A 16,134-nucleotide genomic window follows, 5' to 3' on the forward strand; every position below is an offset into this window, starting at 1 on the left:
GCCCGCGATGGCGTGGTGTCAGACAACGCATTAGCTGTAGACAGACCGCCATCGCGGGCAAGCGCGCTCCTACAAGAGGATGTGCTGCATTCTGCCGATCAGGTAATCGGCGCCGGGTTGAACAGGGTGATGTCGTTGTGCAAACGGTAGTGTTCGGTCCAGGTCTTCTTCTTGCCGCTGGCGACATCGAGATAGAAATGGAACAGCTCCCAACCCAGGTCTTCGATGCTGGCACGACCTGTTGCAATGCGCCCGGCATCGATGTCGATCAGATCCGGCCAGCGCTGCGCCAGCTCGGTGCGGGTCGAGACCTTCACAACCGGCGACATCGCCAGACCATACGGCGTGCCGCGACCGGTGGTGAACACGTGCAGGTTCATACCGGCAGCCAACTGCAAGGTGCCGCAAACGAAATCGCTGGCCGGTGTGGCACAGAAGATCAGACCTTTGCGGTTGACCCGCTCTCCCGGGCCAAGCACGCCGTTGATCGCGCTGTTGCCGGATTTGACGATCGATCCCAGGGACTTCTCGACAATGTTCGACAACCCGCCCTTCTTGTTGCCCGGCGTAGTGTTGGCGCTGCGATCCGCTTCGCCCTTGGCCAGATAACGGTCATACCAGTCCATCTCACGCACCAGCTCTTCGGCCACTTGCGTGGTTTCGGCGCGGGAGGTCAGCAGGTAGATCGCATCACGCACTTCGGTGACTTCGGAGAACATCACCGTTGCGCCAGCGCGCAGCAGCAGGTCCGAGGCATAGCCCAGCGCCGGGTTGGCGGTGATGCCGGAAAACGCATCGCTACCACCGCACTGCATGCCCAGAATCAGCTCGGACGCCGGCACGGTTTCGCGACGACGCTGATCGAGCTTCTTCAGACGCACTTCGGCCAACTCCATGATCTGCTCGATCATTTCGTTGAAGCCGTGTTTGGAATCCTGCAGGCGGTACATCCACGATTCGCTAAGATCGACCGACGGATCGTTTTCATGCATCACCTGATCGGCCTGCAACTTCTCGCAGCCCAGACCGATCACCAACGCTTCACCACCCAGGTTCGGGTTACGTGCCAGGTTGCGCACGGTACGGATCGGGATGTAGGCATCCTTGGCCGTGATCGCCACGCCACAGCCATAGGTGTGGGTGATGGCGACCACGTCATCGACGTTCGGGTACTTGGGCAGCAGTTCCTCGCGGATACGCTTGACCGCAAAATCCAGCACGCCGGTGACGCATTGCACGGTGGTGGTGATGCCCAGGATATTGCGTGTACCGACCGTGCCGTCAGCGTTGCGGTAACCCTCGAAGGTGAAGCCTTCCAGCGGCTCGCCCTTGCCCGGCACCTCGGTGGACAGCGGCAGGCTGTCCAGCGGCGGCGCACTCGGCATGCGCAACTGATCTTCCTTGACCCAACTGCCGCGGGGAATCGGCCTGAGGGCATACCCGATGGTCTGCCCGTAGCGAATGACCGCCCCACCCTCGGGGATATCCACAGTGTTGACCTTGTGGCTCTGTGGCACGTTATCGATGGTCACCAGACCATTGTCGAACTCTGTCCCCGCCGGTACGCCCTGGTCATTGACCACGACGACAACGTTATCGCGCTCATGCAAGCGGATGTAACGTGGCGAGTCGGCATGTTGAATCAAGTTCATCACGGTTTTCCTCAGTTTTTCGCTTGAGCTCAGCTTTTGGCTTGAGAGACTTCGCCGACTTCACTGGCCCGCAAACCACCCTGCGCCGGGGTGTCTTTCAATTCCACACGTTTGATCTCGCCGACGATGAATACGTAGCTGATCACTGCCACCAGTGCGTTGGCACCGACGAACACCAGCGCCCACTTGAACGAGCCGGTGGAGCTGATGATGTAGCCGATGACGATCGGCGTGGTGATCGATGCGATGTTACCGAACATGTTAAACAGACCGCCGCTCAAACCGGCGATTTGTTTTGGCGAAGCGTCGGACATGACCGCCCAGCCCAGTGCGCCCACGCCCTTGCCAAAGAAGGCCAGTGCCATGAAGCCCACTACAACCCATTCGATATCGACGTAGTTACAGGTGACGATAGAAGTCGACAGCAGCAGACCGCCGATGATCGGCGCCTTGCGAGCGAAGGTCAGCGAGTGGCCTTTGCGCAGCAGGTAATCGGAGATGATCCCGCCGAGTACGCCACCGATGAAACCGCAGATGGCTGGCAACGAAGCGATGAAGCCGGCCTTCAGGATGGTCATGCCGCGCTCTTGAACCAGGTACACCGGGAACCAGGTCAGGAAGAAGTAGGTGATGCCGTTGATGCAGTACTGCGCCAGGTAGATACCCAGCATCATGCGATTGGTCAGCAACTGCTTCACGTAGTCCCATTTCGGACCGCCGCTTTTGCCTTTGGCCTTGTCGTTGTCCATGTCGACCATGCCACCGTTTTCGGCGATGTAGTCGAACTCAGCCTTGTTGATGCCTGGGTGATTGCGCGGGCTGTGGATGACTTTGAGCCAGATCAGCGAGAACACGATACCGACGCCGCCCATGACCACGAAGACATGCTGCCAGCCGAAGGTATAGACGATCCAGCCCATGATCGGGGCGAACAGAACGGTGGCGAAGTATTGCGCCGAGTTGAAGATCGCCGAGGCGGTGCCGCGTTCGGAGGTCGGGAACCAGGCGGCAACGATACGCGCATTGCCCGGGAAGGATGGCGCTTCGGCCAGGCCCACCAGAAAGCGCAACATGAACAGCGCGACGATAGCGGTGGAGAGACCGAATTCACCGACATAGCCTTGCAGCACGGTGAACAGCGACCAGGTGAAGATGCTCAGTGCGTAGACTTTCTTGGAACCGAAGCGGTCAAGCAGCCAGCCGCCAGGGATCTGACCGGCCACGTAGGCCCAGCCAAAGGCGGAGAAGATATAACCGAGGGTGACGGCGTCGATGCCGAGGCTTTTTTGCAGGCTGGAGCCGGCAATTGCGATGGTTGCACGGTCTGCGTAGTTGATCGTGGTCACCAGAAACAGCATGAGCAAGATCAAATAGCGGACGTGAGTCGGCTTGGTTTTTTGCATGTTCGAAACTCCCACTAATTATTTTTTTGCGCGGGTTAAACGATCTTTTATGTGTGTGTGCTGCTCGCCTCTGCCCCTAAATCCAGATGCGATTGAAGCGTGCTTCCAAGGTGTAGCCACGATGACGCCTAGGGCAAAACTCACGCGAAGGCGACCTTGCCTGCGCGAACTGCTTGAAACGGGAAATTCAGGTGCCTGGAAAACGATGCTCGGACGGCAAAAAACCGCTGATCGCTCAGCGGTTTTGCGTCAAGTCAGCGATTACTGCTGGCCTTGCTTGTCCATCAATGCTGCGAGCATTTCGAACTCTTCTTTGGTCAGGTCGGTCAGCGGAGCGCGGACTGGGCCTGCGTCGTAACCGGCGATTTTCGCGCCTGCCTTGACGATGCTGACGGCGTAGCCGGATTTGCGGTTACGGATGTCCAGGTAAGGCAGGAAGAAATCGTCGATCAGCTTGCCAACGGTTTCGTGATCGTCTTTGGCGATCGCGTGGTAGAAGTCCATCGCCAGCTTCGGTACGAAGTTGAACACGGCCGAGGAGTAAACCGGCACACCCAGCGCCTTGTAGGCTGCTGCGTAGACTTCAGCGGTCGGCAGACCACCCAGGTAGGAGAAACGGTCACCCAGGCGACGGCGGATCGAAACCATCAGTTCGATGTCGCCCAGGCCGTCTTTGTAGCCGATCAGGTTCGGGCAGCGCTCGGCCAGTTGTTCCAGCAGGGCTGGCGTCAGGCGGCAGACGTTACGGTTGTAGACGACAACGCCGATCTTGACCGATTTGCAGACCGCTTCAACGTGGGCGGCAACGCCGTCCTGGCTGGCTTCGGTCAGGTAGTGAGGCAGCAGCAGCAGGCCTTTGGCACCCAGACGCTCGGCTTCTTGAGCCATGGCGATGGCTTGACGGGTAGGACCACCTACGCCGGCCAGGATAGGCACGGTTTTTTCACAGGTGTCGACGGCAGTCTTGATGATTTCGGAGTATTCGTCGCCGGTCAGGGAGAAGAACTCACCTGTACCGCCTGCGGCGAACAGTGCGGAGGCGCCGTAAGGGGCCAGCCACTCCAGACGTTTGATGTAGCCAGCGCGGTGGAAATCGCCCTGGGCATTGAAATCGGTAACCGGGAAGGACAGCAGACCGTGGGAAAGGATGGACTTCAGTTCTTGTGGATTCATTATTCGAACACCCTGGGAAGCTAATTGTATGAATGGATCACCAGACCTGCGCTGATGTCGTAAGTCATCGTACAACTAGGAAAGAGATCTCTCAATAGGGGTGTGGAATTATTTATAGGCTGAGGAGATGAGTGGTGCTTTGCTAGCATTTGCAGGCCCTGTAGCAGTTCGGCTTGCCGGCGGTGGCGATCTCAAGGACGGTGCCGCCGGCAAGCCGGCCTGCTACGGGTGAACGGCTTTGCGAATGATCAGGTCATACGACCTCAAGCCCGCTGCGACTCGGCTTCTTCATGGGCATGACGCAGACGCTCGCGGCTGTTGGTCAGGTGCAGACGCATCGCTGCACGGGCTGCGTCCGAGTCCTGACGGGCGATGGCGTCGTAGATTTCTTCATGCTCGCGGCTCAGACGATTCATGTAGTGCTGCTGATCGTCGTGGGCCAGGCGGGCGGAATTCAGCCGGGTGCGAGGAATGATGCTCGTGCCCAGGTGATTCATGATGTCGGTGAAGTAACGGTTGCCGGTGGACAGCGCAATCGCCATGTGGAACTGGAAGTCCGCGCCGACGGCATCGCTGGCGTGGGAAGCACTCTCACTGAGTGCGTCCAGTGCAGCGCGCATATCGGCCAGCTGCTCTGCCGAACGACGCTGAGCAGCCAGACCGGCGGACTCGACTTCAAGGCTGATGCGCAATTCGAGAATGGCCAGGACGTCACGCAGCGTGACGATCGTTGCAGGATCGATGCGAAAACCGCTTGGGCTCGGTGTGTCGAGGACAAACGTCCCGATCCCGTGACGGGTTTCAACCAGACCCGACGCCTGCAGGCGCGAAATGGCTTCACGGACCACGGTGCGACTCACGCCCTGCTCTTCCATGATGGCGGATTCGGTAGGCAGTTTATCCCCGCGCTTGAGCTCGCCATTGCGGATCCGCTCGGAGAGTTCGGTTACCAACTCCTGCGCGAGGCTGCGGTGCTTTCTGCGTGCGCGAGGCGGAGCACTCTGATTTTCCATATCCAACAGGCATCTCTAAATCGGTGAAGTGCTAATCATAGCTCACCGGGTTGTACGATCACATAACAAACCCGGCGAGTCCTTTGCTTTTTGCGGCACTTTGGCACCGCTGCCTCAGAAATGCGCCCTTAGACCACCGGTTGCGGGTGCGGCAGGTCCTGAAGTTGACCGCCTTCGATACGCAGATGACGGCGGTGGAAACGCTTCAGACTGCTGCGATGACCGATACTCAGAAGGGTCACGCCCGGCAATTCGTCGAGCAGAGCTTGATACAGCGCGGCTTCGTCTTCTTCGTCCATGGCCGAGGTCGCCTCGTCAAGGTAAAGCCAGTCGGGTGCGTAAAGCAGTGCCCGGGCGAACGCCACACGCTGCTGCTCGCCGGGGGACAACATGCGTTGCCAGTGATTGCTTTCGTCCAGGCGCGGCACCAGATAGTTCAAGCGGCAGGTGTCCAGAACCTGCGCGAAGCGCTCTGCCGGATAAACCTCAGGCGCCTGTGGATAACTGAGTGCCTCACGCAGCGTGCCAATCGGCAGATAGGGTTTCTGTGGCAGGAAGAACGCGCGTTTGGCCGGTAGCCGGACGGCGCCGTGACCTTCGTTCCACAAACCGCCCATGGCTCGCAGCAATGTGCTCTTGCCGCTGCCGGAGCGCCCGCTGAGCATGACCTTCTCACCGGCGGCGATATCGATATTGGCGTTGTTCAGCAACTGACGGCCGCCGGCCAGCGACAGGTCCAGGCCTTGCAGATGCAGTTCGTTGTTTTCGTGGCTGACCTTGATCGCGGGCACGCGGGCTTCGTTATCGTCCATGGCCTGGCGGAAGCTGAGCAGACGGTCACAGGTGGCGCGCCAGGACGCGAGACTGGCATACGCGTCGATGAACCAGCTGAAATTCTCCTGCACATTGCCGAACGCCGAGTTGATCTGCATCAGCCCGCCCAATTCGATCTTGCCGGCAAAATAGCGCGGCGCGGCCACGACGAAAGCGAAGACGATGGCAATCTGCGAATAACCGGCGGTGAAGAACGTCAGGCGTTTCTGCACCTTCATGATGGTCCAGAAGTTGCTCCAGACCATGCCGAAGCGCGCGCTCAGACGCTGATTTTCGTTCGCCTCGCCATCCGACAGCGCAATGCTTTCCGCATTCTCACGCACCCGCACCAGCGAGAAACGCATGTCGGCTTCATAACGTTGTTGCTGGTTGCTAAGGCCAATCAGGCGTCGGCCGATCAGGTGCGTCAGCCAGCTGCCGACGGCGGCATACAGCAGCGCGGCCCAGAACATGTAACCGGGGATGGTGATGCCGAACAGCTCGATGCTGCCGGACACGCCCCACAGAATGACCGAGAACGACACCAGACTGACCACCGTGCGCAATAAGCCAAGGCTCAGGCTCAACGTGTCGGAGGTGAAGTTGTTGAGGTCTTCGGACAAACGTTGGTCAGGGTTATCGGTGTAACCGCCCTGCTCCAGCCGATAGTAATTCTTGTGAGCAAGCCACCTGGTGAAATGCTTTTCGGTGAGCCAGCGACGCCAGCGAATGGTCAGCATCTGCGTGAGATAGAGTCGATAGACCGCGCCAAGGATGGCGATCGCGGCGATACCGCAGAAGTACAGGATCAAGTGGGTGAATGCGCCCAGGTCCTTGTTCTGCAGCGCGTTGTAAAAGTCCCGGTACCAACTGTTGACCAGTACGGAGATGAACACACTGAACAGCGACAGGGCGATCACGGCGATCAGCAAGACCCAGGCCATGCCCTTCTCTTCACTGCGCCAGTACGGTGTGACCAGGTTCCAGACCCGGGAAAAGAAACTTCCCGGCACAGAGTCATTGACCCTGGATTCATCGATATCAAAATTCATGGGTGATGGCTCGACGGCAGGCATTTAGTGACGTTGGCACCAATGTGCCAGACGCCACGCGCGGTCTTCCATGAAGAAATCTTTATATAGCGTCCTTGCTTAACGGCGGACCGGCCGCTTCTGCAACTTGCGTTGCAACGTGCGTCGATGCATCCCCAGCGCACGAGCTGTCGCGGAAATATTGCCTTCATGCTCGGTCAGAACGCGCTGAATGTGTTCCCACTGCAGACGGTCCACCGACATCGGGTTTTCAGGCACCAGAGTGTCCAGATCCGCATGCTCGGACAGCAACGCCGCCAGCACATCGTCGGCGTCGGCCGGTTTGCACAGGTAGTTGCAGGCGCCGCGCTTGATGGCCTCGACAGCAGTGGCGATGCTCGAATAACCGGTCAGTATCAGGACACGCATTTCCGGGTCCAGTTCCAGCAGCTTGGGCAACAGCACCAGCCCCGAGTCGCCTTCCATCTTCAAATCGACGGCGGCGTAGTCGGGAATGTCCTGCTGAGCCAGCGTCAGACCTTCCTCGGCAGAGCTCGCAGTGCTGACGCGAAAGCCGCGACGGGCCATGGCGCGCGCCATCACGCGGGTAAAAGTGGCGTCGTCGTCCACCAGCAACAGGTGCGGCAGCTCTTCGCCTTCGACCTGGATTTCTTCTGTCATGCTTCATCTCCCGTTGCGTTCCGGGGCAAGCGCAGCTCAGTGAGCGTGCCGCCTTCCTCGTGAGGATAGAGTTTCACCGAGCCGCCGGCGCGGGTCACGCTGGCCTTGCTCAAAAACAGGCCCAGGCCGAAGCCCTTACCCTTAGTGGTGAAAAAGGGTTTGCCGATCTGTTCGGCGACTGCCAGCGGCACACCTGCACCATGATCGCGGATGGTGATGCTGATTTCAGCGGCGCTCCAGTCCAGGTTCACCTCCAGCCCTTCAGGGCAGGCATCGGCGGCGTTGTTCAGCAAGTTCAGCAGCGCCTGCGTCAGATCGGGAGGCGGCGCGACCATCGGTACATCGCCTTGCCCCAGACGCTGAAAACGATAGCTGGCTTCGGGCCGCATCAAGTGCCAGCGATTGAGCGCCTGATCCAGCCAGCGCGTGACAGTCTGCTCCTGCACGGCCAGACGGCGATTGGCTTCGGCAGCGCGCACCAGTTGCTGCAGGGTCTCCTTGCACAGCTTGACCTGATCCTGCAGCACCGACAGGTCTTCCTGAAGCGCAGGATCCTTGTGGTCCTGCTGCATCTCCTTGAGCAACACGCTCATGGTCGCCAAAGGCGTGCCCAGTTCATGAGCGGCACCAGCGGCTTCAGTGGCCACGGCGAGCAGTTGCTGGTCCCGTGCGCCTTCTTCCCGGCGCAGCGCGCGCATCTGCTCCTGACGGCGCAGTTCTTCAGCCATCCGCGCGGCGAAGAAAGTAATGACGCCTGCCGCCAGTGCGAAGCTCAGCCACATGCCGTAGATCTGCAACTTCTCGCGGGCGACGAATGTTTCGACCGGGTAGAAGTTGGCCAGCATCAAGGTATACAGCGCCAGCGCGATACCCGAAAGGATCAGCGAATAGCGCCACGGCAGGGTCACTGCGGCAATGGTCAGTGGCACCAGATAATAGGAAACGAACGGATTGGTCGACCCGCCCGAGAAGTACAGCAGCGCGCTGTGGATAAACAGATCGAACGCCAGTTGTACGGCATATTCAAGTTCGGTGACCGGCCAGGAAGTGCGCAGGCGGATCGCCGTCAGCAGGCAGACGATGGCGGAAAAGCCAAGGGTGATGTCCAGTTGCAGCCAAGGCAGGTGCAGCAGATCGAACAGGTAGGCGATCCCGACCGAGCCGGCTTGGGCGCCCAGCACCAGAGTGCGGACGAAGGTCAGTCGCCAGAGATTCTGGCGGGTAGCGGACAGCAATTGTACGGGGGCGAGCATGAGCTCTCCTGATGAGTGCTCCAGGCGGATCGGAGCGAGTATAACCAATGCGACAGCGCTTTCCGTCAAAGTGCGTCAAAGCGCCACAGCGGCAACCAGGTAATTGTGAGTGGGGGAACCGACTTGCTGGCGAAAGTGTTGTGACTGTGCCGAGCTGGGTGACGGATACTGCGCCTTCGCCAGCAAGCCGGGTCCCCCAACAGGAGATTCGTGCGCCTGCCGCTCTCCGGAACAAGACCCGGGGATTACAGTCTGATTGGCATCCGTCCGGCGCCCCCATCGCGGAGCGCTGTCGACGGTTCGCCAAACAAGGAGTTTTTATGTTCAGCCTTCGCCCCACTGCCACTTTCTTCACCCTCGGCGCAGCCGTTATGGCCAGCACGGCCGCGATGGCCGCCAAGGCTGACGAGGTCCATTACAACCAGATCTTGGTGCGTGCCGAGGTCAATCAGGAAGTCCAGCGTGACCTGATGACCGTGACCGTCTACACCGAATCGCAGAACTCGGACCCGGCCAAACTCGCCGCAGGTATCACCGACACGTTGAACAAGGCCTTGGGCGAAGCGCGCAAGGTCAAGGAAGTCACCATCCGCCAAGGCAGCCGCAACAGCTATCCGATCTATGACGACAAGGGCCAGAAGATCACCGGCTGGCGCGAGCGCGCCGAACTGCGCATGGAGAGTCCGGATTTCGCCGCCTTGTCCAAGCTCACCGGCGAGCTATTGGGCAGTGACATGAAAATGGGCGGCATGGACTTTTCCATCTCAGACCCAGCCCGCAAGGCCAGCGAAGACACACTGCTCAAGAGTGCGGTCACGGCCTTCAAGACGCGTGCGCAACTGGTTACCGACGCGCTCGGTGGCAGCGGCTACAAACTGGTCAATCTGAACCTCAACACCTCGGGTTATCCACAGCCCTACATGCGTGCCCCGGTCATGATGATGAAAGCCGCACGGGCCGACGCAGCACCGACACCTGAAGTCGAAGCGGGTACCAGCCAGGTCAGCGTCACCGCGGACGGCGTGATCGAAGTCACCATGCCTTGATCCCGGACAGCGGCAGCCAACCGCTGCCGCTGTCTTCCACAGTATTTTCTTACCCCCACGCGACTACCTCTTCCGTATTGAACCGGCGTCCCCCTCCTACACGCTCCAGCGATTCATCCGATTTTCAACCCCCCCGCAATCCCTACAATCGAACCCGCTCCACGCGAGGATATTCAGGACGCGATGAGCGCCTTCTGCGCAATGGGTTACCACCCAGGACAACTCCACCATTCAAGGATGAATAACGATGACTTTACCGATAACGTGTCGCTTCGAGGCCGGTAGCGATAATTCAGACGGCCATAGCCACCAGACCATCGAGCGGATCCTCCGCCAGTTCGGGTATCACGACGCTGAGATAGACGCCGTTTATTTCGGCAACTGGCTGCGTGATTACTCGCAGATCGTCGACCCCAAACTTGTCCGCGCTCCCGACATGCCCAAGGCGTTTCCGGCCTTCCTCTCTCGCAAGGCATTGACCGACCTTGTGGACGTACTCGCAGTGAAGAAGTTTCAGGATCTTCGATCGGGCTATCCCGCTGCAATGCAAGTGACGACCCGAAAGCTGGGGGTCTATCGCCCTTCCGAGCATATCGATAATCCACTGGTGGTCACGCCGCCGTTCCCGGATCCGCAGACGCGCGACCCGGACTTCGAACCCTGGGTACGGGCTGGAGATCCGCTGCTGGAAACCGATCCCGATACATCGATGAGGCGCTACCTTTCACGCTCCGTCGACTACATGGCGCAACAACTGCGCATGTCCATGACTGCGCCACGCTCGCTCAGAGGCTTGCGTCACTTTGGCGCCGCCCTGCATGTACTCGAGGACCTGTTCGCCCATTCGAACTTCGTCGAGCTGAGTCTCATCAACGCCGGCCATGACAAGGTACTTCCCTGGACCACACCAATGGATGTCAACTGGGACCTGCCGCTGGTGACCGGCACGTTCGGCGGCAGTGACGTCGTCGCCAGCCTCGCGGCACCGCTGGGCAAGATTCTCTACTCCACCGAGGAGCTGACATTTGAGCTCACAGAGCCTGAATATCGCTCGGAGCGCGATAAAGTCATGCTGATCCTGCTCAGCGAACATCCCGATCAGAGTTACTACAGGGCATTCAACGCACTGCTCTCGGCGCGAGATCAGTTGGTGAGCGCGGCGCAGACGCTCGGCATCGACACGCTGCGGTTCTATCGCTGGGTCCTGTCCACCCCCGCCAGCATCGTGATCAACGCATATAACGTTGCAGCGCAAGGCGTGTTGGCCTGGATCGGCAACAGCGTTGCAGATGCCCAGACCGCACTGGGTAACGATCCGAATACCGATCCTTCAATAGAGCCAACCCATTCCCAGCTTTCCAAGGACCACGCCGAACATCCCTTGCACGATCTCGCGGCACGGCTGGCAAGCGCTGCCGTTGGCCAGGTCGCTCAGGCCATGCTCGACTTCGAACAGGGCAAACCCGGGGCAGATCCCGTCGCCGTAGCGTCAGAATTTTTCTGCCATCCGGCCGCGACCGACTGGCACCACACCATCGTCAATCAATGGGCCGCCGCCAACCCTGGGCAAATTGAACGCGCCACGCTGAAAACCGATCTGGACCAGGTTCATCAGCACGCGATCCTCGAATTGCAAGACATACACAGGGAGCTGGCACTAAATGCCGAGCAGTTCTTCGACTACCTGTTCAATAGCACGGACGAACTCCCCTCGCATTTTCAGGGATTGGCATACAGCGCCCTCATGGCCGTGGTTAATCAAACAAATTGGGGACAGGTGCTGCTGAGTCTTACCCAGCGCAGCCTCACCGAAACACGATGACGATGTGATCGAAGAGACCATCGGTCAATGGATGGCGGCCGTCAAATGCGCTGCCACCCGCATCACCTTCTTCACGTTGTATCGATTACTCGCACGCCGGACCGCCATTGCCACTGGATGGAACAATGGCTGCCAGCACTCTTGAAGGATCAAGGATGAAACCTCCAACAGACCCTCGGCCTATAGAGCCCAAAGCAAAGACGGCCGCGCTAGCCGAGAGCGATGACCCGTATCCCGTCGCGTTCGACAGTCAGCTTGGGCTCAAACAACTTATCGCCGCTGTACGCAAAAGCGATCCCGGTGGATTCGCACTGGGCATGGCGCCAATCCTGGGCTACGACCTGCCCCCCAGAGTCTATGAGGCGCTGCACAGCGCAGTGCTCAACGCAGAAATCCAGTCGCCAACCATCGAGTTGGTGGCCGATGACACCGAAACCGCCCTCTACGACGCGACCAGCCGCACCATACGCCTTCAACGAAACTTCCTTTCACGAGCGATTGGCAATCCCGAATTTCGCTGGACGCTCATGGGCAGTCTGCTCCTTGCGTTTAGCCACCACCTGTCGACCATTCTGCGCAATGATCTGGTACCGCAACTGACGGATGCGCAAAGCCCGATTTCGCCCGATCTGGTACTTGAAGACGGGCCGCTGTATTCAGTTGCCATGGCGCAGATGGCCTTACCCAAACGCGACGACGTCCGCATAGGCACCTATACCCTCGCCAATGGCGACAGCGCATCGATTCGAACCTCTTACCGAGGTGCTATCGAACGCATTTCGCTTCAGCGGATCGAGGTCGCACTGCCGCAAAGCCTGACCGACCCGGCGGGTCCGAGCGCGCGGTTCGAAGCCGGGCCGGGAGGCAGCGGCCACCACACTCACGAATCTATCGAGAGCCACATGGTATCGATCGGATTCTCTGAAACCGAAATGCAGGCGATTACCTTCGGCAACTGGATGCGTGATCATTCGCAATTGGTCGATCCCAAGCTGGTTCGCGCAAAAGACACCCCCAGGAACTTCCCGAGCGTACTGAGCCGCCAGACGCTGACTCAAATAGTCGATGTCCTGGCTGCCCGAAAATTCAGTGACGTACGCCAGAACAATTCATCGGACTACAGTGTGACCAATGAAAAGCTCGGCGTGTACAGGCCAAGCGAGCACATTGATAACCCCAAAGTCCTTACCGTGCCAACAGTAGACCCGATCACCCGGGACCCTGACTTCGAACCCTGGGTACTGACCGGCGACCCCCTACTGGAGGTGGATTACGCGACCTCCATGAAACGCTATATTCATCGCTCCGAAGAGACCATGCGTGAGGACCTCATTGCCGCCATGTCGCTGGGGCGCACTGAGGCGGGGCTGCGCAAACTGGGCGCCGGACTGCACATTCTTGAGGACTTCTTTGCACATTCCAATTTTGTAGAGCTGTGTCTGATCAAACATGGCTATGACGTTTTGCCGTGGACTGCCCCCGCCAATTGCATCAACCGACTACCGCTGGTGACCGGCACGTTCGGCGCCGCTGATGCATTCGCAAGCATTGCGGGCACTATCGCAGGCCTTCTCAAGCCCAACTTCGACTGGCAGTTCACTCCGACGACTCCGGGTTATCGCTCGGATTCCGAGAAAATGATGCTGATCCTGCTGAAGGAAAGCGGTCGGTGGGATATGTACGAGGCGTTCTCGACCTATCTGAAATTGCGAGACGAATGGGCGGCGACTCCGGTCAGTGGATGGGTCGAGCTGTATCGCTGGATCACCAGCATCCCCGCGCGACTGGTCGGCAACGCATTCAATGCGATGTTTCGAGCCGTCGTCACATTGATAGGCGATAGCGTAGGAAGCATCCAAACCCTGCTGGGCGCCGACCCTCATACCGACAGCACCATCGACCCCACGCATTCGCAGTTAGCCAAGGATCATGCGGATCACCCCCTGCACGGTCTCGCGGCGGGGCTGGCGTCGATTGCCGCCAGCCAGGTTGCGACCAGCATGGTCCGCCGATGGGAAGACGGTCCGCACGCACCGCATCCGGCCGTTATCGCGACATCGTTTTTCATTCACCCAGAAGACGGGCATTCGTCGCTGGATGAATACGTAAAAAACTGGGCAGCAGCAAACCCGCATCTGATCAGGCGAGCAGCTTCCAAGTCCACGATGGACCATACCCACCTCAAGCTGCAGCACATAGGCCGGCTGTCGTTTCAACAATTCGTAAGGGAAAGTCAATTGACGCTGGGATACCTCGCCGAACATTTCGTAGCGCTCTTCAAGCGCCTTTTCTAAAGATTGCGCAAGCGAAAGCCCTGGAACAGGTGCAGGCGATCTCAACAGTGAGGCATTCTTGGCGGTCTATCATCAGTCGACGACTTCCGGCATGAATGCCGCACTGGTATGAGGTTCACATGGAGATGACGTTCAAACCCCTGCTTCTTACTGCGGCAATTGCGCTCTGCGCGCCGTCGGTACACGCGGCGAGTACCCTGGTGTATTGCTCAGAGGCCAGCCCCGCTGGCTTCGACCCCAGTCAATACACCAGCGGCACCGAGTTCGACGCCTCGGCGGAAACCGTATTCAACCGTCTGACCCAGTTCAAACGCGGCGGTACTGAAGTGGAGCCAGGACTGGCAACGAAATGGGAGGTCTCCGATGACGGCCTCACCTACACCTTTCACCTGCGCTCCGGCGTGAAATTCCACACCACTGACTATTTCAAACCGACGCGCGACTTCAATGCCGACGACGTGTTGTTCACCTTCAATCGCCTGCTCAATGCCGACGATCCGTTTCGCAAGGCGTACCCTTCCGAGTCCCCTTACTTCACCGACATGGGCATGAACACCACGATCAGGCAGGTCGATAAAGTCGACGAGCAGACGGTGCGCTTTGAGCTGAACAACATCGACGCCGCCTTCATCCAGAATCTGGCGATGAGCTTCGCGTCCATTCAGTCTGCCGAGTACGCCGCTCAACTGCTCAAGGAAGGCAAGGCCGGGGACATCAATCAGAAGCCCATCGGCACCGGTCCGTTCGTATTCAAGCGCTATCAGAAGGATGCGCAGATCCGTTACGTCGGCAACACGCAATACTGGAAGCCTGAAGACGTGAAGCTCGACAATCTTATTTTCTCGATCAACACCGACGCTGCCACACGCCTGCAGAAACTCAAGGCTGGCGAATGTCAGGTCAGCGGCTATCCACGTCCACAGGACATCGAGGAGGCGCAGAAGGATCCGAATCTGAAAGTGATGAGCCAAGCCGGTTTCAATCTGGGCTTTCTGGCTTATAACGTGACGCATCCGCCGCTGGACCAGCTCAAGGTGCGCCAGGCGCTGGACATGGCCATCGACAAACCGGCGATCATCAAGGCCGTGTATCAGGGTGCCGGGCAACTGGCTCAGAACGCACTTCCCCCTGCGCAATGGAGCTATGACCCGAACATCAAGGACGCGCCGCACGACCCTGAGAAAGCGAAACAGCTGCTTAAAGAGGCGGGGGTGAAGGAAGGGACGCAGATCAACCTGTGGGCGATGACCGTGCAGCGCGCGTCCAATCCGAACGCGCGGATGTCTGCACAGATGATTCAGTCCGACTGGGCGAAGATCGGCATCAAAACCAACATCGTCAGTTACGAATGGGGCGAGTACATCAAGCGCGCCAAAGCGGGCGAGCACGATGTGATGATCTATGGCTGGACAGGCGACAACGGCGACCCGGACAACTGGCTCGGCGTGCTCTACAGCTGTGCAGCGGTAAAGGGCAGCAACTACGCCAAATGGTGCAACACCGGTTACGACAAACTGGTGACCCAAGCCAAGGTGACCAGTGATCGCAACGAACGGATCAAGCTATATCAACAGGCGCAGAACATCCTCAAAAACGACGTTCCGATCACCCCGATCGCCAATTCCAAGGTATTTCAGCCCATGCGCAAGGAGGTGCAGGACTTCAAACTCAGCCCATTTGGCCTCACCCCCTTTTATGGCGTCAGCCTGGCCGGATAGCCCACATGACATTGCAGCAGCGAAGTAACACTTGTGGCTCAAGCGGGTGCATTCGCAACGCAGCCATGCACCAGAATGGAGCCGCAAAGATGTCGATATGCGACACGCAAACGTTCAACCACGTCGAAAATTATAGTTTTGCGACATTCGTGTACGTACGTGCCACTCTTTGACACTTGATTGGCGCCAGCATCTTGCTTTGGGTATGGCGCCTGCATAAGTATCCGCGGGACCG

11 protein-coding genes are annotated in these 16,134 nt (G+C 58.8%); 4 read left to right on the plus strand and 7 right to left on the minus strand.

All coding sequences use genetic code 11. From position 1 onward, the window contains the following. Positions 1-98 precede the first annotated feature (98 nt). The 7 genes from garD to D3M70_RS26950 all read right to left on the minus strand — a co-directional run bounded on the left by garD (position 99) and on the right by D3M70_RS26950 (position 9,019). The gene (gene garD, locus D3M70_RS26920; RefSeq protein ID WP_120128833.1) at positions 99-1,652 is read right to left on the minus strand and encodes a galactarate dehydratase; all 1,554 of its coding nucleotides are present in this window, start codon (positions 1,650-1,652) and stop codon (positions 99-101) included. A 29-nt stretch (positions 1,653-1,681) separates the two neighbouring features. Next, on the minus strand, positions 1,682-3,055 hold the full coding sequence (locus D3M70_RS26925) for an MFS transporter (RefSeq protein ID WP_120128835.1): 1,374 nt from the start codon (positions 3,053-3,055) through the stop codon (positions 1,682-1,684). A 261-nt stretch (positions 3,056-3,316) separates the two neighbouring features. Further along, entirely contained in the window at positions 3,317-4,228 is a 912-nt protein-coding gene (gene kdgD / locus D3M70_RS26930; RefSeq protein WP_081565647.1) for a 5-dehydro-4-deoxyglucarate dehydratase, read from the minus strand. Positions 4,229-4,491: 263 nt separating this feature from the next. Further along, on the minus strand, positions 4,492-5,241 hold the full coding sequence (locus D3M70_RS26935; RefSeq protein WP_120128836.1) for a FadR/GntR family transcriptional regulator: 750 nt from the start codon (positions 5,239-5,241) through the stop codon (positions 4,492-4,494). A gap of 128 nt (positions 5,242-5,369) precedes the next feature. Then, positions 5,370-7,106 (minus strand): ABC transporter ATP-binding protein/permease, encoded by a 1,737-nt coding sequence (locus D3M70_RS26940; protein ID WP_120128838.1) that lies wholly within the window; start codon positions 7,104-7,106, stop codon positions 5,370-5,372. Positions 7,107-7,205: 99 nt separating this feature from the next. Next, positions 7,206-7,766 (minus strand): response regulator transcription factor, encoded by a 561-nt coding sequence (locus tag D3M70_RS26945; protein WP_120128840.1) that lies wholly within the window; start codon positions 7,764-7,766, stop codon positions 7,206-7,208. Beyond that, a complete protein-coding gene (locus tag D3M70_RS26950) occupies positions 7,763-9,019 on the minus strand; it encodes an ATP-binding protein (RefSeq protein ID WP_120128841.1) in 1,257 nt (418 codons plus the stop codon). The genes D3M70_RS26945 and D3M70_RS26950 overlap by 4 nt, the downstream gene beginning before the upstream one ends. A 320-nt stretch (positions 9,020-9,339) precedes the next feature. On the opposite strand from D3M70_RS26950, the gene D3M70_RS26955 reads away from it, so the two are divergent. From D3M70_RS26955 to D3M70_RS26970, 4 genes are all read left to right on the plus strand, one after another. Further along, on the plus strand, positions 9,340-10,065 hold the full coding sequence (locus D3M70_RS26955; RefSeq protein WP_120128843.1) for an SIMPL domain-containing protein: 726 nt from the start codon (positions 9,340-9,342) through the stop codon (positions 10,063-10,065). A gap of 247 nt (positions 10,066-10,312) precedes the next feature. Continuing rightward, positions 10,313-11,887 (plus strand): HET-C-related protein, encoded by a 1,575-nt coding sequence (locus D3M70_RS26960; RefSeq protein WP_120128844.1) that lies wholly within the window; start codon positions 10,313-10,315, stop codon positions 11,885-11,887. A gap of 416 nt (positions 11,888-12,303) precedes the next feature. Beyond that, positions 12,304-14,181, plus strand: coding sequence for an HET-C-related protein (locus D3M70_RS26965; protein WP_218568455.1), 1,878 nt, complete (start codon positions 12,304-12,306; stop codon positions 14,179-14,181). A 119-nt stretch (positions 14,182-14,300) separates the two neighbouring features. Then, entirely contained in the window at positions 14,301-15,899 is a 1,599-nt protein-coding gene (locus tag D3M70_RS26970; protein ID WP_120128847.1) for an ABC transporter substrate-binding protein, read from the plus strand. The last annotated feature ends 235 nt before the right edge of the window (positions 15,900-16,134 follow it).

Origin of the sequence: Pseudomonas sp. LS-2, from assembly GCF_003605735.1 — a bacterium.
Classification (GTDB): Bacteria; Pseudomonadota; Gammaproteobacteria; order Pseudomonadales; family Pseudomonadaceae; genus Aquipseudomonas.